The sequence below is a fragment of the Saccharothrix variisporea genome, assembly GCF_003634995.1.
GTDB classification, from domain to species: Bacteria; Actinomycetota; Actinomycetes; order Mycobacteriales; family Pseudonocardiaceae; genus Actinosynnema; species Actinosynnema variisporeum.
The window spans coordinates 8,896,410-8,915,345 of sequence record NZ_RBXR01000001.1; the positions used below are offsets into that span (position 1 = coordinate 8,896,410).

The 18,936-nt window shown below is 71.7% G+C and carries 16 protein-coding genes; 6 read left to right on the top strand and 10 right to left on the bottom strand.

Annotated elements, in window-relative coordinates; translation table 11 throughout:
• The first annotated feature begins 153 nt into the window (after positions 1–153).
• Entirely contained in the window at positions 154–1,650 is a 1,497-nt protein-coding gene (locus tag DFJ66_RS40125; protein WP_246030116.1) for a hypothetical protein, read from the top strand.
• Entirely contained in the window at positions 1,647–4,238 is a 2,592-nt protein-coding gene (locus DFJ66_RS40130) for a phospholipase D-like domain-containing protein (RefSeq protein ID WP_121229768.1), read from the top strand. Before DFJ66_RS40125 ends, DFJ66_RS40130 begins: the two co-directional genes overlap by 4 nt.
• Here the strand turns inward: DFJ66_RS40130 and DFJ66_RS45540 are convergent.
• Positions 4,158–4,373 carry a Wadjet anti-phage system protein JetD domain-containing protein gene (locus DFJ66_RS45540; RefSeq protein WP_121229770.1) on the bottom strand — a complete coding sequence of 72 codons (216 nt, stop codon included), beginning with the start codon at positions 4,371–4,373 and terminating at the stop codon, positions 4,158–4,160. The two genes, DFJ66_RS40130 and DFJ66_RS45540, sit on opposite strands and share 81 nt — an antisense overlap.
• Positions 4,374–4,576: 203 nt before the next feature.
• Here DFJ66_RS45540 and DFJ66_RS40140 point away from each other — a divergent pair, with 203 nt between their 5' ends.
• Together DFJ66_RS40140 and DFJ66_RS40145 are read left to right on the top strand one after the other, a co-directional pair.
• Positions 4,577–4,969 (top strand): hypothetical protein, encoded by a 393-nt coding sequence (locus DFJ66_RS40140; protein WP_121229772.1) that lies wholly within the window; start codon positions 4,577–4,579, stop codon positions 4,967–4,969.
• A 565-nt stretch (positions 4,970–5,534) separates the two neighbouring features.
• Positions 5,535–6,233 carry a FadR/GntR family transcriptional regulator gene (locus DFJ66_RS40145; RefSeq protein WP_281276720.1) on the top strand — a complete coding sequence of 233 codons (699 nt, stop codon included), beginning with the start codon at positions 5,535–5,537 and terminating at the stop codon, positions 6,231–6,233.
• 45 nt (positions 6,234–6,278) lie between these two features.
• On the opposite strand, the gene DFJ66_RS40150 is transcribed toward DFJ66_RS40145, so the two are convergent.
• The 4 genes from DFJ66_RS40150 to DFJ66_RS40165 form a co-directional block, all read right to left on the bottom strand.
• Positions 6,279–7,475 carry a M20 metallopeptidase family protein gene (locus DFJ66_RS40150; RefSeq protein WP_211351476.1) on the bottom strand — a complete coding sequence of 399 codons (1,197 nt, stop codon included), beginning with the start codon at positions 7,473–7,475 and terminating at the stop codon, positions 6,279–6,281.
• Positions 7,476–7,596: 121 nt separating this feature from the next.
• Positions 7,597–8,742: an NAD(P)/FAD-dependent oxidoreductase gene (locus tag DFJ66_RS40155; protein WP_121229777.1), complete on the bottom strand. Its 1,146-nt coding sequence runs from the start codon at positions 8,740–8,742 to the stop codon at positions 7,597–7,599.
• The gene (locus DFJ66_RS40160; RefSeq protein WP_121229779.1) at positions 8,739–8,936 is read right to left on the bottom strand and encodes a ferredoxin; all 198 of its coding nucleotides are present in this window, start codon (positions 8,934–8,936) and stop codon (positions 8,739–8,741) included. The genes DFJ66_RS40155 and DFJ66_RS40160 overlap by 4 nt, the downstream gene beginning before the upstream one ends.
• A gap of 12 nt (positions 8,937–8,948) precedes the next feature.
• Positions 8,949–10,133 (bottom strand): cytochrome P450, encoded by a 1,185-nt coding sequence (locus tag DFJ66_RS40165; RefSeq protein ID WP_121229781.1) that lies wholly within the window; start codon positions 10,131–10,133, stop codon positions 8,949–8,951.
• Between the two features lie 135 nt (positions 10,134–10,268).
• Here DFJ66_RS40165 and DFJ66_RS40170 point away from each other — a divergent pair, with 135 nt between their 5' ends.
• A complete protein-coding gene (locus DFJ66_RS40170) occupies positions 10,269–10,925 on the top strand; it encodes a TetR/AcrR family transcriptional regulator (RefSeq protein ID WP_121229783.1) in 657 nt (218 codons plus the stop codon).
• Between the two features lie 46 nt (positions 10,926–10,971).
• On the opposite strand, the gene DFJ66_RS40175 is transcribed toward DFJ66_RS40170, so the two are convergent.
• On the bottom strand, positions 10,972–11,934 hold the full coding sequence (locus tag DFJ66_RS40175; RefSeq protein ID WP_121229785.1) for an arabinan endo-1,5-alpha-L-arabinosidase: 963 nt from the start codon (positions 11,932–11,934) through the stop codon (positions 10,972–10,974).
• Positions 11,935–12,403: 469 nt separating this feature from the next.
• Here DFJ66_RS40175 and DFJ66_RS40180 point away from each other — a divergent pair, with 469 nt between their 5' ends.
• Entirely contained in the window at positions 12,404–14,335 is a 1,932-nt protein-coding gene (locus DFJ66_RS40180) for a glycoside hydrolase family 44 protein (RefSeq protein WP_246030117.1), read from the top strand.
• Here the strand turns inward: DFJ66_RS40180 and DFJ66_RS40185 are convergent.
• The 4 genes from DFJ66_RS40185 to DFJ66_RS40200 are packed head-to-tail and all read right to left on the bottom strand — an operon-like array spanning position 14,306 to position 18,852.
• Entirely contained in the window at positions 14,306–15,817 is a 1,512-nt protein-coding gene (locus tag DFJ66_RS40185; protein WP_121229787.1) for an FAD-dependent monooxygenase, read from the bottom strand. The genes DFJ66_RS40180 and DFJ66_RS40185 overlap by 30 nt on opposite strands.
• Positions 15,814–16,680: an alpha/beta fold hydrolase gene (locus DFJ66_RS40190; RefSeq protein ID WP_121229789.1), complete on the bottom strand. Its 867-nt coding sequence runs from the start codon at positions 16,678–16,680 to the stop codon at positions 15,814–15,816. Before DFJ66_RS40190 ends, DFJ66_RS40185 begins: the two co-directional genes overlap by 4 nt.
• A complete protein-coding gene (locus DFJ66_RS40195; RefSeq protein ID WP_121229791.1) occupies positions 16,680–17,492 on the bottom strand; it encodes an alpha/beta fold hydrolase in 813 nt (270 codons plus the stop codon). The genes DFJ66_RS40190 and DFJ66_RS40195 overlap by 1 nt, the downstream gene beginning before the upstream one ends.
• A gap of 58 nt (positions 17,493–17,550) precedes the next feature.
• Positions 17,551–18,852, bottom strand: a complete 1,302-nt coding sequence (locus tag DFJ66_RS40200) for an amidohydrolase family protein (RefSeq protein WP_211351477.1) — start codon at positions 18,850–18,852, stop codon at positions 17,551–17,553.
• Between the last annotated feature and the right edge of the window lie 84 nt (positions 18,853–18,936).

Genomic DNA, 18,936 nt, shown 5'->3' on the forward strand with positions numbered 1-18,936 from the left:
GGGACCCGTTCACGGCCGGTTCGCACCGGGGCTTCCACGTCGGGCGGCAGGCGGTCCCGGACGATCCCCCCTGGGCGTCCGCTGAAACGCCGACGCGATCATGAGCGATGTCGATGACGTGCGTGGTGTGGAGTGCGAGCCGGGCGGTGCGCTGTGATCGCCGCCGAGGTGGTCGGCCCCCTGTGGTGTGATCCCGGGCTCGACCGACGTGGTGGCCGCTACCCGTTGTCCGTCGAAGCCCCGGTGATGAACATGGTGGACACGCTCGTGCCCGGCGTGTCCACCCTGACCCGGCTGGTTCGCTACTACGCGCTGTACTGGGCGTTGGCCGACCACGCCGAGGAGCACGGCCTCGACGCCGCGGCGTGCCAGGAACTCGTGCGGCGCGCGGAAGTCACCCTGGCGCTGGTGTCGGTGGACCACGACCGCGAGTTGTTCGCGCACGGCGTGGACCGGGTGAAGACGATGCTGCGCAAGGGCACCACCGCTGGTCTGGCCGAGCTCGGGCGCTCCTCGTATTCGCCGCGCGCCTGGGGGTTCTGGTCCCAGTACAACGGCCCGAGCATCACGTTGGGCACGGTCGACGTCGAGGACGGCGCGTTGCGGCCCGGTAGGCACCGGTGCCCGGCCTCGGTGCGGCGGATGTTCCAGCCGATGATCGACTTCCTGGCGCGGGACGGGCTGGGCGACGGTGACGTGGGTCGGTTCTCCGGGCTGGCGATCGAGGAACCCGACACCGCCGACCTGCCGCCGCTGCGGGACCTCTTCACCGCGACCCGGCACGGGCGGCACCGGCCGGAGGAGTGGAACGGCGACGACCACACCCGGCGCGCCACGTTGCGGATGCTGGCGAGGGCGGTGCAACGCGCCCCGGGTGGGGCGCCCGCGGACGCGTTCCGCGCCCACCTCGCCTACGGGGACGCGCTCGACACCGATCCGGTCCTGGTCGGCGAGGAACGTGCTCGGGCGTGGCGAGGGGTGTTGCTGCGGCACCACTCCGTGGGTGCGTGGCGCCGGCTGTGGGCCGCACTCGTGGACGAGGTCATCGACGCGGGCGGTACCGCCACGCGGGACGACCTCCACGCGTGGGTCGGCTCCGCGGTGTCCGCCGGGACCGTGCGCGGCTTCGTCAGGTCGCTGCCGGGTGCGGTCGACGCAACCGGTCATCCGCTGCCCGCGGAGGAAGAGGTGCTCGGGTCGGGTGCTCCGATCGAGGCGGACCTGGCCGTGCTCCTGATCGGCGCGCAACGCCTCACCCACCTGCGCGGCCGAAGCCTCGACGCGTTCCTCGGACGCCGGCGCCGGTCGTCCGGCCGCGGTCAGTTCCTGGACCCCACCTGGGTCGCCTTCCGCGAAGCCGAACACGGCGACCGACCCCTGGCCGAACTCGCCCGAGCGTTCGTCGACGACATGCTGGCGCAGTCGCGCCGAGTGGCCCTGCGCAAACTGCGAGTCGACGGCAACGGCCGGATGACGCTGTTCAGCAAGCTGCACGAACGCAACGGCCGGTACTTCGCCGACCAGCGGGAGGGAATGGGCAACGTGGGCCTGCGCATCGACCAGCTCGCGGCGATGGCGCGGCAGCTCGGGTTGTTGTCGGACAGCGGTGTCACCGCCCTCGGCGCCGACCTGCTGGAGCCGGCCGCGTGAGCCGCGCCCACCACGAGTTCCACTCCCCGTCGACCCTGCTGCACGAGTGGCGCGACCGACCGGACGGTGCCCGCCTGCGGGAGGTCCTGATCACCGGTTACACGCACGACCTGGTGTTCCTCGAACGCCACTGCGTCCCCACCGCACGCGGCCTGGGTGCGAGGGTCACCATCCTCGGCGACGCCGCGCAAGCGGTGCACGACCCGGTCGACGTCCGGTACGCGGGTCGCACCTACCAGCACGGTTTCGCGGCCTGCGAAGGCGCCTTCCACCCCAAGCTCGTCGTGCTGGTCGGCGACGAGGACGTGTGGGCCGCGATCGGGTCGGGCAACCCGACGATGTCCGGGTGGGGGCACAACCGGGAGCTGTGGCTGGTGCTGCGCACCTCGCGACGGCGGGGACCGGCCGCCCAACGCGACCTCGCCGCCTGGTTGGTCGAACTGCCCGAGGTGGTCGCGATGCCGTCGTGGATCGCGGACGCGGTCCTCCGCACCGGCGAGCACGTCGACCCCGACGAGGTCGACGATTCGGTGCCCGGTCTGCGGATCTTCGGCAACCTGCGGCAGCCGCTGCTGAGCCGGCTGCCGACGGCTTCCGTCGAGGCCTTGCGCGTCAGCTCACCGTTCTTCGACCCGCAAGCCGCGGCCTTGCGCGCCCTGGTGCGCCGGTTGTCCCCGGCGGCGGTGGACATCGCCCTGCAGCCGAGGCTGACGCAGTACGACGCCGCTTCGATCGTCAGCGCCACCGCGGCGGCGGGCACGACCCGCTACCGGCTGCTGGACGAGGACCGCACGCGGCACGGCAAGTTGGTGGAGTGGAGCTCCGGCGGAACCACCACGGCGTTGGTGGGCAGCGCGAACTGCACGGCGGCCGGGCTGCTCACCGCCACCGACGCGGGCGGCAACTGCGAACTCGTCGCGTCCCTGCCGATCCCGGTCAGCCTGATGCCCGAGGGGACCACGACGACCGCCCCGCCCGCCTCGACCCATCCGGTGCCCACGTCACCCGGACGCGCGGTCGTGCTCGTCCTGCTCGGTGCCCGCCGCCAGGACGACCACCTGGTGGTGGAGCTGAAGACCACGGCGCGCGAGCCGGTCACCATCGAGTCCTCGCCCGACGGGACACCCGGCACCTGGACCGCTTTCCACACCTGGCACCCGACCGGGCCCCTTCCGGCGGTGCTGCGGTTCCCCGCACCCGAACAGCTCGGCAGCGCGGTGCGCGCCTGGGTGGAGGTGCGGGGCGAGCGGGTCGTGTCGTCGGAGGTGTACCTGACGGACCCGGTGCGGTGCCTGCCCCGCGGGGACGAGCACGACCGGCCACGACTTGTTCGTGACTACGAGCTGGACAGCACCTTCACCGACCCGGCGCTCGCCGCGCGCTTCAACGCCGACCTCGTGCGCCTGCTCAGCCAGGTGTCCCGGGAACGGGTCACCGGTGCACCAGCCTTGCGCGCACACCCCCACGGCGTCGCGGCGGTGGCGCCGGAGGACCGCTGGGGTGTGTGGTTGCAGCACGTGGAGGCGACGATCGGGCCGTCGCTCACGGGCTTGGTCTTCCCTTCGTCGCCGCAACTGCCCGACGGCAGGGTCACGGCGTGGGCCGTAGGACCTGACCCCGATGACACCGAACTGGCCGACGACGAGGACGAGAGCGTCGTGGAGGCCACGGCGTCCCAGGAGCCGAACAACCGCGTCATCCCACCGTCGGAGCGCGGGAAGCTGCGAACGTGGGCCGCTCGGTGGGTCAAGGCGGTGTCGGGGCCGATCCGGCCGCCGTTGGAGCTGCGGATGACCGTCACCCTGCTCTACCTGGACCTGCTCGCCGCGGGGGTGTGGGGTGCGGAGGACGGGTGGCGCACGGAAGTGCGCGATCTCGTGCACGCGCTGGTGCCGGACGACGACGAGGCGGACGACGTGCCCGGCCGGGCGATCTCGTACCAGTACTCGCTGACGGCGGTGTGCCTTGCCCTGCTGTTCCAAGGTGCCACGTTGCACGGCGGCGGCGAGCGCGACGTCATCGCGAGGGCTGCGTGGGAAGCCGGTCGTGAGTCCGCGGCGTTCGCCGACCGGCGGCTGACCACCGAGTACCTGCACGAAGCCACGCAACCGCACGCCAGGGTGGTCACGGAGTCGGAGGTGGAGAACGTGATCGCCCTCGCCGAGGCGGTCGTCGACGATCCGCACGCCGAGGTGCGCGCCGCCTTCGAGCAGGCCGGGCTGTCGGTGCGGCTGGTGGACGGCGTCTGGGTCCGGGACGGCGACTTCCGCAACCCGCGCCGAGCCGCCGCCGAGGTCGCGACCATCGCCGGCAAGCGGTCCGCCGTGCTGGCCCGCAACGCCGCCAAGGCGGTGGTCCTGCTGCACGACGGCACGACCCTCGTCCTCGCCGAGTCCACCGCACCACGTTGGCGCGTCTACCGCCTCTCACCGCTCAGCACCCCGTCGTTGCTGCTCGGAGGCGCGGACGGCCTGCCGACAGCATCGAGCCAGCACCCGTTGGACCCCTCACCGCCGGAGGTGGTCCACCTCGCCGACCGGTTGCGGGTCGACCTCGCGCACCTGGTGGCCGCGGTCCGCACGTCCTGAACCGAGCGCACCGAGTGCGGCGCTGATCGCCGAGTAGCGGATGCGTTCCTGCTCCAGTCGCACCGACTCGCCGAAGGCGCCTTCGACCAGGTCTCGGTACAGCGCGGCCTCGCCCGGGGTGAGCGCCCGCAGCACGCCGCTGACCGGTTGACCTCATTTCGCACCACTGTCGGTCCGCAGATGCAGCAGACGTCCTTCGCCCACCGGAAGGTCCATGACAGGTTCCAGACCTTCTTCAGTTAGCACGTCCTTGCGTGATTGAGCCGGTGCGTGTGTGTGGGTAGCGCACCTCGGCCATGTCGGGACAGGTCCCTGGCCGTGACCGATACCGTGGGCGCGTGATCCGACAAGCGGTGGCCGCCGCGGTGGCGGTGCTGGTGGTGTCCGGCTGTTCCGCGAGTGATGGTCCGGCCACCGCGGAGCGCACTACCGTCACGACGACCACGACCCTCACGCCGACCACGGCCGCCGCCCCGTCCGTCCCCGAGCCACGGCAGCTGTGCGTCGAGCTGGCGGCTGTGGACCTGTCGAACCCGCAGGAGCTGCTCACCATCCAGCCGCGAACAACGGGGGACCACTCCTTCCAGGTACCGCTGGCCTACCTGGCGGCGAAGCTGGTCGCGCTCGAATCCGCGCTCAGGGCCGGCACCAACCCGGAGTACCCGACGCAGGAAGCGGTGGATGCGGCGAAGAACGTGCTGGACTTGTGCCGGCAGCGCGGCTACGTGTAGGCCACGCTCACCAGAACAGCGGGAACCACCTCACCCGGCGCTGTCCCGCGTGGTCACCTGACGGCCTCGACGAACGGGGCGATCACGGCCTCGACCGGCTGACCGGGGCACCAGCAGCACGGAAACGGGCTCGTTGCCGAGCACGATGTCGACGAGGCCCGGACAGTGCACGCCGTCAGCCTCCACCTCCGTCAGCAGTTCACCGGTCTGCGCACGTAGAGGCGGCAGGAGGTAGTTCGGCGGGCGCTCGGGTAGCAGGGGCTGCAGATGCTCGGGTGTGGTCGGGGTGCCGGTCAAGGGGCGGGTTGGCCGGAATGTGACACGGCGGCGGCCTTGCCCCCGCGAAAAGCGGCTCACTACGTTCCCGGTCACGGGGTGATCGGAGCACGTGGTGAGGTCACTTGGCGAAGCGGGGTCTGGGAGCGCTCCCAGAACCGCTGCCGTCGTGGCGGAGACCGTGGCGTACAAGGGAGTGCATGTCGTTGGAGGACCGATGACGGCACAAGGCCGGCGACCGGTGACGCGCTGGTCCGCCGCCCCCGTGGCGGCGCGGCGGGGGAACCGCATGCGGGCTGTCACGGTCGAGTTGGTGGGACGCATCGTTCGCGGTGTTCACGCGTACGGGACGTCACTGCCGCCCGAGCACGTGTTGTGCGAGATCTTCTCGGTGAGCCGGAGTGTGCTGCGCGAAGCCGTCAAGGTTCTCGAGGAGAAGGGTTTGGTGCAGGTGCGCCAGGGGACGGGCACGGTGGTCACCCCGCCGACGATGTGGAACACCCTCGACGAACTCGTCCTCGGGGCGCTCATCGCCGAGGACGAGACGCTGACGATCCTCGACGACCTGGTGATGACCCGCCGGGTGCTGGAGTCCGAGATGGCCGCGATGACCGCCCGCACCGCCGACCAGGCCACCCTCGACCGGCTGCGCGCCCTCGTCGACCTCATGGACGAACTCGTGGACGACCCCGTCGCCTACCGCAGGGAGGACCTGACCTTCCACGACGTGATCATGCAGGCGTCCGGCAACCGCATCGCCCGCTCCGTCGTGCGCGCGCTGGAGAGCCAGGTCGCCAACACCGCCCGTTACGTGGGCAAGAGCGAACCGGCCCTGTGCGTCGCCTCCAACCGGGGGCATCGCCGCGTCTACGAGCGGATCGCGGCGCACGACCCGGACGGTGCCGCCCACGCGATGTTCACCCACATCACCGAGGCGTGGCTCGTGCGTCGCAGCGGCCCGGGAGACCCGAGTCGCCTGGAACGCTAGCGCCTCACCCGACCACGCGGGCATGTGCGACGACGACCTGGGGCGTCATCCGCCGGTCGACAGGGCCGCCAGGCGGGTGGTCAGCAGGCCGGCCATCGCGCGGACGCCGTGGCCGATCGCCCGTTCGTCGGCGGCGAAGTCGGGGGTGTGCGGAGCGCCGTTGACGCCCGATTCGGGGTCCGCGACGCCGAGGTAGAACTGCGCTCCCGGCGCCTGGTCGAGGAACAGCGCGAAGTCCTCGCAGTTGAAGGGCCAGGACGCCCGGCCCCACACGACGGATTCCGGCCCCAGCGCCGTGCTCAGGTACCGGCCGGCCGCCGTGCTGAGCTCGGCCGAGTTCACCAGGGCGGGGAAGGGGTCGTTCGGGAACTCGACGTGTCCACCCGCGGCCGCGGCCAGTTGCGTGGCCTTCGCGCGCAGCTCCGGGTGCAGCTCCCGCGGCCAGACCCACAGCAGTGCGTTGGCGACGGGGTGCGCGTCGGGGGTCTGGTCGGTCCACTGGGCGACGCACACGGACTCCTGGATCGACGCGGCGATCTCGGGGTCCAGCAACGCGGTGAAGCGCGCGTTGTAGGCGGCGATGTCCCGCGGGTACTCGACGGTGCCGAGCTTCGCGACCTCGGCGGCGACGGCGGCGACCGTTGCGTCGTCACCGCCGGGCAGCACGATCCGGACGTGGTCGAGACCGGGCAGGCCGTACCCCGGGGACACGCCGATGGTGCCGGAGGGGAACGGACTGCAGTGCAGCGCGTAGAACTCGCGCGGCGCGAGCGTTTGCAGCAGACCGGTCTCCAGCATCGCGCGTGCGCCCTGCAGGGATTCCTCGGCCGGCTGGAAGACGAACACCAGCCGTCCGCGCACCGGTCCGGAGGCCCGGGCCAGCGTCCGGGCGACGCCGACGCCGATCGCGGTATGCAGGTCGTGCCCGCACAGGTGCGCGACGCCGGGGACCCGGGAGGCGAAGCCCTCGTCGAAAACCCGGCCCGAATGGGGGATGGGCAGCACGTTCGTCCGCGCGTCGACGGCGTCCATGTCCGCCCGGTACGCCACGGTCGGACCGTCCGCGGAACCGTCGAGCACCGCCAGGACTCCGTGCCCGCCGACGCCGGTCGTCACCTCGAGCCCGGCCGCACGCAGCTGCTCCGCGACCAGCCCGGCCGTCTCCCGCTCCGCACCGGCGAGTTCGGGGTGGCGGTGGATCTCCCTGCGGAGCTCGATCAGTTCCTCGTCGAGATTCGTCACCGGCTGATCTTCACCACAACCCCCGCTTCCCCGCACCACCATTTCCGGTCGCGGTCCAGGTGGGCGGGCTGTGGGCCGAAACCCCGTCGGATGACGCGCTCACAATCCTCGTCGCGCGCGGTCAGAGAGCCGCCGCGGCCATGAGGCGCAGCTTCGGCACGGGCTTGCGCATCCCGTAAGCGACCACAGTGGACCGCGCGCCTTCCCTGTGCCAGGTGAGCAAAGCGGAACCTGACGACAAGTCTCCTTCGACCCGAGTCGGCGGGCCCGGCAACGGCAACGGGCCGACGACCTTGATGGACAGGCCGAGGACCTCGGTCCAGAAGTAGTCGTCGAGCGGCGGACCGGCCGGATCGAGCCCCAACACCGACGCGGCGGCGACGTTGCCCTGCGCCACGGCGTTGGACCAGAACGGTCGGCGCGGCTGAAGAACCCCGGCGTCGGTGCGCAGGCACGTCACGTCCCCGGCGGCGAACACCCCTGGCACCGCGGTCGCGCAGCGCGGGTCGATCCCGATGCCGAGCGGGCCCGCCAGTCCGGTGCCGGCCAGCCATCCCGTGTTCGGCACGTCGCCGCAGCAGCTCACGACGAGGTCGGCGCGGTGAACGGTCCCGTCGGGCAGCCGCACGCCGTCGACCGGATCACCGGTCAAGGTCACCCGGCCCGGCGTCGTGCGGACGCGAACGCCGTGTTCGGCGGCTCGTGCGGTGATCGCGTCGGACAGGAACGGCCCGAGGACCCGCCGCAACGGCGGGTCGACGTCGACCACGGTGACCGGGATGCCGCGAGCCACGCAGGCGCTGACGACCTCCATGCCGAGGAAGCCGGCACCGACGACCAGCGCGGAGGCAGCCGTGTCCAGCCGCGCTCGCAGCAGGCGGGCGTCGTCCAGGGTGCGGAGCACCACCTCGCCCTCTTGCCCGGGAGCGGCGATGCGCCTGGCGTCCGCGCCGGTCGCGACGATCAGCGCGTCGTAACCGAGTACTCGGCCGTTCTCGGTGCGGACCAGCTTGTGGTCGGTGTCGAGGTCGGTCGCCGGCGAGCGGAGCACGTCGACGTCCAGACCGCCGAGGTCGTAGCCGAGAGTGCTGTCCGAGCCCCCGCCCTTGAGCACCCCCTTCGACAGCGGGGGCCGTGAGCAGGCGCCCTGTGCTTCCGCGCCGACGATCGTGATCGGTCCGGAATGGCCCAACGCCCGCAGGTTCCGGGCCGCGGTGGTGCCGGCCACGGACTCGCCGACGACGACGACCGCGCGCGGCGGTGTCACCCGAGTTCCCGCAACGCGGCGACGGGGCAGGAGTTGATGGCCGCTCGTGCGGCGGCAACGTGTTCCGGCGGAACAGTGCCGCCCTCGAAGCGGTAGACGAGTTCGGCGTCGTCGTCGAGCTCGAAGAGGGCGGGACCCTGCTCGGTGCACAGGCCGTGGCCTTCACAGCGGTCGTAGTCGACGGAGATCCGCATCGGTCGCTTCCTTCAGGCGGGGACGAGTTCGAGGGGCAGCCGCTCGAGGCGGTGGATGACGTTGTTCCGCGCCCACACGGGGTCGCCGGCGGGCACGATCCGCTCGACCCGGGCGACGAGTGCGCGCAGCACCGCCTGGGTCTCCAGGCGGGCCAGGCCCTGCCCGGCACAGCCGTGCGTGCCGTGGCCGAACCCCAGCTGGCGCGCCGCGTCCCGGCGGACGTCGAAGGTGTCCGGGTCCTCCCACTCCAGCGCGTCGCGGTTGGCCGAGGCGTAGAGGACGAGCACGCGTGACCCCGCGGGCAGCTCGGCGCCGGCCACCTCGGTGTCGCGGACGACCTTGCGGCTGAACGCCCGCAGCGGGGACTCGAACCGGACGATCTCGTTGACCGCGTTGGGGATCAGGTCCGGCTCTTCCCTGAGCAGCCGCCACTGTGCCGGGTGCGTCGCGAACAGGTGGAGGGCGCTCGCGATCGCGCTGAGCGTGGTGTCCAGGGAGGGCACCAGGTAGTCGATCATCAGGGCCGTGCACTCGGCGTGGTCGAGTTCGCCCTGGTCGGCGGCGCGCAGCAGGTCGTCGCCCATGCTGTCCGGCAGCACCGACCGCTGCCGGACGACGCTGCGGGCGAAGCGCATCATCCCCAGGCTGCCGGGCACGGCCTTCACCGCCTGCCCGTTCAGCGGGCCGAGCGCGTCGAAGGTGGCCGCACCCCAGCGGAGCAGGTTCTCCCGTCCCTGCCGGGGCCAGCCGACGAGGTCGGGGACCACGGCCGAAGGCAGCGCCGCCGCGACGTCGACGCCGTCGACCACCCGCCGCGCCACCGCGGCCTCGACCACCCGCGCGGCCTGCTGCTCGACGACGTCCCTCATCGAGCGCAGCGCCCGGGGAGTGAGCCGGTGGGCGACCAGGGCACGGCGGCGGGCGTGGTCTTCGCCGTCGCTGTTGAGCGTCGTGCCACGGGAGAGCCGGTTCGTCACGGGGTTCAGCCCGACCCCGTCCCCGGAGATGAACGTCTTGTCGTCCAGCAGCACGGCTTTGCACTCCGCGTACCGGGGCAGTGCGTAGACCTCGTGCTTGGGCAGCCACACCACCGGGCCCAGCGCACGCAGGTTCGCGTAGTGCGGGTACGGGTCGAGGACGGCCTGGGACGAGTAGATGTCCGGCCGGTACGCGGGGACATCGGGCTGAGGGGACATCGTTGTTCCTCTCGGACGTGAATGACGACATCGTCAGTTGTGAGCACACCGTCAGTCAAGGGCAACTGACGAAATCGTCAGTGTTGACGACCTCGGCTATGCTGTGCCGGGGCAGGCCGGGAGGACGAACCACCGATGTCGGAGCAGGTGCGCAGCCGCTTGGAGCGGCGCAAGGCCCGGACGCGTGCGGCGCTGGTCCGGGCGGCGCAGGACCTCATCGCGGCGGGCCGGACGAACGTCCCGGTCCTGGAGATCACCAAGACCGCCGACGTGGGGATGGGGTCGTTCTACAACCACTTCGAGACCAAGGAGCAGCTGTACGAGGCCGCGGTCGAAGCCGCCCTCGAAGCCCAGGGCGCGCTGCTGGACGAACTGACCACCGACCTGGCCGACCCGGCGCACGTGTTCGCCCAGAACTTCCGCCTCCTGGGGCGCCTGCACCGCCGCCTACCGGAACTGAGCAAGGTGCTCCTGCACCACGGGCTCGACCTGGCCACCGCCGACCACGGCATGGCCCCGCGCGCCCGCCGCGACATCGAGGCCGCCGTCCGAGCCGGTCGTTTCACCGTCCGCGACGTCGACCTGGCCATGCTGACGGTCGCCGGCGCCGCCCTGGGCCTCGGCCGGCTGCTCCACGGCCACCCCGACCGCGACGACGCCGAAACGACCGATCAGGTGACCGAGGACGTCCTGCGGATGCTCGGGCTCCCCGCCGCCGAAGCCCACGACCTGTGCCACCGGCCCCTGCCGGACCTCGACACCGTCGTCACCCGACCGTGCCCTGCCGCGTGACGACCCCGGGCGGGTCTTCGACGTCGGGGTCGCGCTCGCGGTGTCCTCAGTGGACGTACGGCCAGCCCGCGGAGTCGTAGCCCAGCAGGTTGATGCCCAGCAGCGGTGCGCCGTTGTCGGCGTAGTAGTGGTAGACCAGGATGTCACCGTCGACGTCGGTGAAGACGTCCTGGTGCCCCGGGCCGTGGATGGTGTCGTGGCCGGCCAGGATTTCCGTGCCGCCACCGGAGGTCATGGGGGTGCCGTTGCGGTCGTAGAACGGCCCGGTGACGCTGGTCGAGCGGCCGACCATCACCCGGTAGGTGCTGGACGCGCCACGGCAGCAGTAGTCGAACGACACGAACAGGTAGTAGTACGAGCCGCGCTTGACGATGTTGGGCGCCTCGATGGGACCGCCGCCGCGGCCGGCGATCGAGCGGATCACGGAGTCGGAGCGCAGACCGGTCGACGGGTTGAGCGCGATCATCTTGATGCCGGACCAGAACGACCCGAAGCTCAGCCACCAGCGGCCCTGGGCGTCCACCACCAGGTCGGGGTCGATCGCGTTGAAGTCGTCGGAGCTCCGGGACTCGACGACCAGGCCGCGGTGGGTCCAGGTGCCGGAGCCGCCGCTGGGACTGGTGGCCAGGAAGATCGCCGAGGTGTTGGCCCCGAACGTCGAAGCCGAGTAGTACAGCCAGTACAGGCCGTTGCGGTAGGACACGTCGGGCGCCCAGAGGTTGCGGCTGCCGCCGGTGTAGCCGGTGGCCCACGGCGTGCCGCCGGGGAACGCCGAGCCCGCGTTGCGGAACGCGATCCGGTCGGTCGAGGTCTTGAGGGCGATGTTGTCGCCGGTGTGCGCGACGAGGTAGCTCCCGTCGGGGCGCTTGACCACGCTCGGGTCGTGCACGCCGATGTCGCCGGTCACCCGGCCCGGCCAGGGGTAGGCCGACGCGGGCGACGCCATCGCGGTGGTGACGGACAGGGCCGTCACCAGGACCAGGACTGCTTTTCGCAGAGCGACCACCATTGGTCCTCCCATGCCGACACCGGTTCGGATGTTAAAGAATGCGGCATCGCCGGGGCAACAACTTCCGCAGCGCGGTTCTGGGTCCGCGGAGCGGCGACGTCGAATATTCGTCGAATTCGATTGGCTCGCCGTCGAATCCCGTGCCCGCACCCCATCGCAGCAGCCAGCGGCGTCGGCGGGTGGTCAGGGAGCCGGTCAAGGGGCAAGTTGGCCGGAATGTGACAAGGTCGCGGCCTTGCCCCTGGAAAAAGCGGCTCATTACCTTGGCTCTTCGCCGGGCGAATTCCCGGTCGCGCAATCGACCGGTCCCGGGCCGCTGAAGACCCCGACCCTCGTGGCGCGCGGGCCGAGACCAGACGGGCGGACTCCCCGCGCGCGGTGCCGTTGGACCGAGGGTCGGTGCTGACGCGTCCCCGGCAACGGAGGTGTGCCGGGGGCGCGCTCGGCGCCATGGGCGGAGGTGTCTGTGATGGTCACAAGGCGAAAAGCGCGATCGCGCACGGCGGTCGGGGTGGCGGCGTCCCTGGTGGCGGCGACGGTCACCGTCCAGACCGCCGCGAGCGCCGAAGCGGCGACGGCCGGCCCCGCGCTGGCGGTGGACGTGTCCGCCGGCCGGCACGCGATCAGCCCCGACATCTACGGGTTGAACGGTGGTGACCCGGCGTTCAACGCCGAGATCGGCCAGTCGGTGGCGCGCTGGGGCGGCAACGCGGCCAGCCGCTACAACTTCAAGAACCGCACCTACAACACCGGCAGCGACTGGTTCTTCGAGAACATCGTCGCCGACGACGCCCACTCCCTCGAAGGGGTGGTCGGCGCCACCCTCGGCCGCGGCATCAAGCCGGTCGTCACCGTGCCCCTGATCGGGTGGGTGGCCAAGGACTCGCCGGCACAACACCCGTTCACCTGCGGCTTCCCCGCGAGCCGCTACCCGCGGCAGGACAGGTTCGACGAGTGGGACCCCGGCTGCGGCAACGGTCAGCTCGACGGGCAGAACCTCACCGGCGTGCCCACCGACAGCTCGATCCCCGCCGGCCCCGCGTTCGCCGGCGAGATGGTGTCGCACCTGGTGGCGAAGTTCGGCACGGCCGCACAGGGCGGTGTGCCGATCTACGAGCTCGACAACGAGCCGGTGCTGTGGGCCCACACCCACCGGGACGTGCACCCCGAGCTGGTCTCGATGGACGAACTGGGCGCCAAGGGCACCGCGACCGCCGCGGCGATCAAGGCCGCCGACCCCGGCGCCAAGACCCTCGGCCCGTCCGGCTGGGGGTACTGCGAGTGGGTCGCGTCCGGTGTGGACGGTTGCGGACCCGGTCCCGACTCGGCCGCGCACGGCGGGCTCAACATGTCGCAGTGGTACCTCAAGAACATGAAGGACTACAGCGACGCGCACGGCGGCACGCGCTACCTGGACTACTTCGACCAGCACTACTACCCGCAGATCTCCGGCGGCAAGGACCCCGAGACCAACGCGCTGCGACTGCGGTCCACCCGGTCGCTGTGGGACCCGACCTACGTCGAGGAGTCGTGGATCGGCCCCGGCGGGGTCAACGCGCCGCCGTTGCAGTTCATCCGCACCATGAAGTCGTGGATCGACCAGTACTACCCCGGCACCAAGACCGCCATCACCGAGTACAACTGGGGCGCGCTCGACGACATCAACGGCGCGCTGACGCAGGCCGACGTCCTGGGCATCTTCGGCCGCGAGGGCCTCGACCTCGCCACCATGTGGGGTGAGCCCAAGCCGACCGACCCGGGCGCGTTCGCGTTCCGGATGTACCGCAACTACGACGGCGCGGGGAGCCGGTTCGGCGACGTCAGCGTGTCCGCCACTTCCGGCGACCAGGGCCGGCTGGCGGTGTACGCGGCGGAGCGGTCCTCCGACAAGGCGCTGACCGTGGTGGTGGTCAACAAGACCGCCGAGGACCTGACCTCGCCGCTCTCGCTGGCCGGGTTCGACGGCGCCGGCACGGCACAGCGGTTCACCTACGGCCCCGCGAACCTCGGTGCCATCGTGCGAGGCGGCGACCTGCCGGTGAGCGACGGCCGGGTCGAGACGACCTACCCGGCGAACTCCATCACGCTGCTGGTCCTGCCGCCGGCCGGGTGTTCGGCGACCCTGCACGTCAACGGCGACTGGGGCACCGGGCACGTCGCCACGGTGACCGTCACCAACAACCGCCGCACGGCCATCACCGGGTGGCGGGTCGGGTGGACGTGGCCCGCGGGTCGGCAGGTCACCAACGCGTGGAACGCCACCCTGACCCAGAACGGCACCGGTGTGACCGCCACCGACGTCGGGTGGAACGGCTCGCTCGGCGCGGGCGGCACCACCACGTTCGGGTTCCAGGCCACCGGCGGGTCGACGTCACCGACGTTGACCTGCACCCCCACCTGAGCTGACGAGGGGCGGTGCCAGGGTTCGCGCGCTGCGGGCCAGGGCGGCGGTCCAGTCGGTGGTGGCGATGTGGGCGATGTAGCCGTCGGGGCGGACGAGGATCCGGGTGGGGCCGGTGAGGCCGTAGATGGCGGTCAGGCTGGGCGCGGCTCCGGTCGGGATCTTGACGACGTGCAGCTCGGCGCCCGTGGCGGGCCAGGGGAGGGCGTCGGTGGTGGTGTCGCCGATGTCCAGCAGGGTGAAGTGCGGGCCGCGGAAGCGGTCGAACAGGGTGCCGGCGCGTCCTTCGCTGTCGCGGTACTTCGCGTTCGGCGCGCGGTCACCGGCCTGGACGGGCGTGTCGGTGACGCTGTGCTGGGTCAGTGGGCTGTCGCGGTAGTTCAGCTTGAGCTGGCGTTCCTCGTCGCCGCGGGTGGCGGCGGCGAGGGGGCGCTCGCCGAGTTTCCGGTAGAGCTCGCTGGACAGGCCGAGCACGCGGGCGGCGACGGGGCGGCGTTCGGCCTCGTAGCTGTCCAGGAGTGCTTGTGGTGCGCCGGCGAGTACCTGGGCGAGTTTCCAGCCGAGGTTGTAGGCGTCCTGCACGCCGGTGTTGAGGCCTTGCGCGCCGGCGGGGGTGTGGACGTGGGCGGCGTCGCCGGCGAGCAACGCGTTGCCCGCGCGGTAGCGCTCGACCAGTCGGACGTTGGGGCGGAAGACCGAGGACCAGAAGACCTCCCGGACCTCCAGGCCGGCGCGTCCGGACGCGTCGTGGACCAGGCGGCGGATGGCGGCGGGGTCGCGGTCCGGGGTTTCGCCGGGCTTGAGCCGCAGCATGAGCTGGAACTTGTCGCCGGGCAGCGGGCACAGCGCCAGGAACCGGCCGCCGTTGCGGGGCCAGATGTGCCAGCGGTTGCGGGACAGGCCGTCCACCAGGACGTCGGCGACGATCATCTTGTCGCTCTCGTCGGTCCGGCCGACGAAGGGGATGTCCGCCTGCACCCGCACGGTGCTCGCGCCGCCGTCCGCGCCGACGACGAACCGGCTGCGGATCGTCCGCTCGCCGTCCGGCCCGGTGACGGTGGCGACGACCCCGTCACCCCGGTCGACCAGGGAGGTCAGGCGTGTGCCGTACTCGACTCGGCCGCCGAGTTCTTCCAGGCGGCGGCGCAGGCAGGCGTCGGTGTCGTACTGGGGGATGAGCCTGGTCTCCGGGTGGGGCACGTCCTCGGTGACCTTGTGGCGGCCCATCATCCGCCACGGCAGCGTGACCGGGCCGACGTGGAGGCCGAGCAGGGGGTACGTGCGCGAGTGGGCCACGATGTCGTCGAGCAGGCCGAGGTCGTCGAAGACTTCGAGGGTGCGCGGTTGGACGCCCTTGGCGCGGGAGCCGGGGAAACCGCCCTCGGCGGCGTCGATGAGGCGGAACGGCACGCCTCGGCGGGCCAGGTCGCAGGCGAGGGTGAGGCCGGTCGGTCCGGCGCCCACGATGAGCACGTCGGTCATGGTTGGCGCTCCGTGACGAAGGTGGTCAGCAAGTCGGCGAACTGCCGCGGGCGCTCGAACGACGCCATGTGCCCGCAGTCGGGGATGTGTTCCGCGCGCACGGGCTTGAGCAGCTCCACGGCGCGGTCGAAGGCGGTGGCAGGGGTGACGCGGTCGTTCGCGCCCCAGACGAGTTGGGTCGGCGGCAGGCCGGCGGCATCGAAGAGCGCGTCCTGGTTGGTGAAGGGGAAGTGCTTGAGGGTGGAGGTCAGCGCGTACATCGAGCCTTCGAACCGGAAGCCGTCCAGCACCAGGGTCCGCAGCCGCTCGGCATCCACAGTGGACTGGACGTTGCGGTCGAGGTGGGCCAGGAGGTTGCGGCGCAGCAGGTGCTTGCCGGCCAGTGGTAGCAGCGGACCGGGCAGCAGCGCGATGGGGTTGCGTTCGGCGGACAGCCCGGCCGGGCCGCTCATCGTCAGCGAGGCGACGCGCGCGTTCGCGGCGTGGGCGAGTGCGATCAGAGCGCCCATCGAGGACCCCACCAGGTGGACGTCGGACAACCGCAGGTGGCGGATCAGGTCGTCGAGTTGGCGGACGAACAGCGATCGCCCGTACCGGCCGCGGACCCGGTCGGAGTAGCCGCGCCCGTAGGCGCTGTAGGTCAGGGTGCGGAAGCCCCGCCCGTGCAGCACCGCAATGACGTCGTCCCAGAAGTCGAGCGGGATCGTGAGGCCGGGGACGAAGGCGAACACCGGTCCGTCGCCGGGTCCGGCGAGTTCGTAGTGGGTGGTGCCGTCGGAGAGCACGGCGAAGTCGCCACGCCGTCCGGCGCGGGCGGCGGGATCGAGGCGGTCGGTCTCGCCGTGCGCGACGAAGTACCGCATCAGGCCTCCTTCTGCTCGAGGCCGGCGGTGAAGGCGGTGATCGCCCGGCTCACCTGGTTGGGTGCTTCGGCGGGCATGAGGTGCCCGACGTCGGGTAGCACGACCTCGTGGCTGTCGGGGATGTCCCGGGCGAAGTGCTGGCCTGACACCAGGTCGCTGCGCAGCACCAGGGTCGGTGTCCGGATGGAGGCGATCTCGGCCGAGCGGTCGGGGTGGTCGGTGGTGGCGAAGTCGATGAACGCGTCCCGCGCGCCGGGCCGGGACATCAGCGCGTGCACCCGGTCCACCATCGCGTCGTCGACGGTCGAGCCCGGTCCGACCAGGCCGGCGAGGTTGCGGGCGGTCGCGGCGCGGGAGCCGAGGCGGCGCAGGACCGGGCGCAGCGGCGGGATGCGGGCGAGGCGCAGGGCGAGCGGGACGTCCTTGTCGGGGTAGCCGGTGGCGTTCATCAGCACGAGCCCGCGCAGCCGGTCCGGGTGGGCGAGGGCGTAGGTCCAGGCGATCTGGCCGCCGAAGGAGTGCCCGGCGAGCACGAACCGTTCCGGGGTGTCGAGCAGCCGGTCCAGGAACGACACGTACGCGCCGAGCGAGTAGTCGCGGTCCGGTCGAGGGCCGGTGAGGCCGAAGCCGGGCAGGTCCACGCGCACGACCTCGAAGCGGTCGGCGAGCCGGTCCGTCACGGCGTCGAAGACGTGCAGCGACGCGCCGCTGCCGTGCAGCAGTACGAGCGTGGGCCCGGTGCCGGTGCGCCGGACGTGCACGCGCATGCCGTCCAGGTCGACGAACCGGGACGTCGCGTCCGTGAACTCCATTTCGGTTACTCCGTATCCGTTATTGGTCGCTGCGGAGGCGCGTCGGGCCGGTGGGGGTTCAGCTCGCGCGGCAGGAGGTGAGCAGGATCGAGCGGGCGCCGGAGCGGCGGAGCAGGCCTTCGGCGGACTTGGCCAGTGCGTCGAGGACGCCGTTGACGTCCACGTCGACCAGTCGGCCGTCCGCCTTGACGATCCGGCCGTCGACCAGCACGGTCTCGACGTTGCCGGTGTCCATGTGCAGCACCGTGCCGGGGGCGTGCAGGAGCGGGCCGGCGTTGAGCGCGCGGGCGTTGAGGACGATGACGTCGGCGCGTTTGCCGGGCGTCAGGGACCCGACCAGGTGGTCCAGGTGGGCCGCCTGCGCGCCGCCGAGCGTGGCCATGTGCAGGATGTCGCGGGTGGAGACCGGCGTGCGGGAGTCGTCGACCGCGCCGCGTTGCAGGGTGTAGGCCGCGCGCATCTGGGAGAAGAAGTCGACCGGGGCGATGCTGACGGCGTCCGTGCCGAAGCCCACCGGGAGCCGGCGGTCCAGGGCCGACTGGAGGGCCGGGCGGCCCATCGCCAGGGTCTGCTCGGCGATGCACGAGACCGACACCTTGCCGCCCGTGCGCTCGATCGCTTGCCAGGAGGAGTCCGCGAGGCCGAGGCAGTGGATGTAGGTGATGGCGGGTCCGAGCAGGCCGTCGGTTTCGAACTCTTCCAGGACCCGGCCCCAGTTCCCGTCGTTGACGTGGGCGAACATCGGCACGTCCAGGTCGCGGGCGAGTCGGAACAGGTCCTCGTCCACGTGGTAGCCCAGCGCCGGGCGGATCAGGCCCGACTCGGCGGCGAGGATGCGGTGGATGTCGTCGGGGTGGGCGTAGCGGGGGTCGGGCTCGTGGTCGCCGAACACCGGCGAGAGGCTGAAGACCGACCGGATGCCGGCGCGGCGGATGCCGTCGAGCGCGGCGTCGGTGTGCTCGGGGGTGTAGGAGCACTGCGAGGTGTCCACGACGGTCGTGGTGCCGGCGGACAGGTTCTCCAGCGCGCCGCCGAACTCGCCCCAGTACACGTCTTCGGGGGTGTACTGGTGGAACAGCGCTTCGTCGCCCGCGCGGGACTGGAGGAAGTAGTCGATGTCCAGCGCGTCGGCCCAGTAGGAGCGCAGCGCGGTCTGGAACATGTGGTGGTGGGTGTTCACGAAGCCGGGCAGGACGATCTTGCCGGTGCAGTCGAGCACGTCGGCGTCGCTCGTCGGGAGGTCGCGACCCACCGCGACGATGGCGCCGTCCTCGACCAGGACGTCACCGCGGTCGAAGTCGCCGACGGTCGGGTCCATGCTCAGCACGACGCCGCCGCGCAGGACGGTCCGGGTTCCCACGGCATGCCTCCGACGGGTCGACGACTGGTTTCGGATACACCGTAGCCGTAATGCCGAACGGCGGTCAAGCGGGCCGTGGGGGTG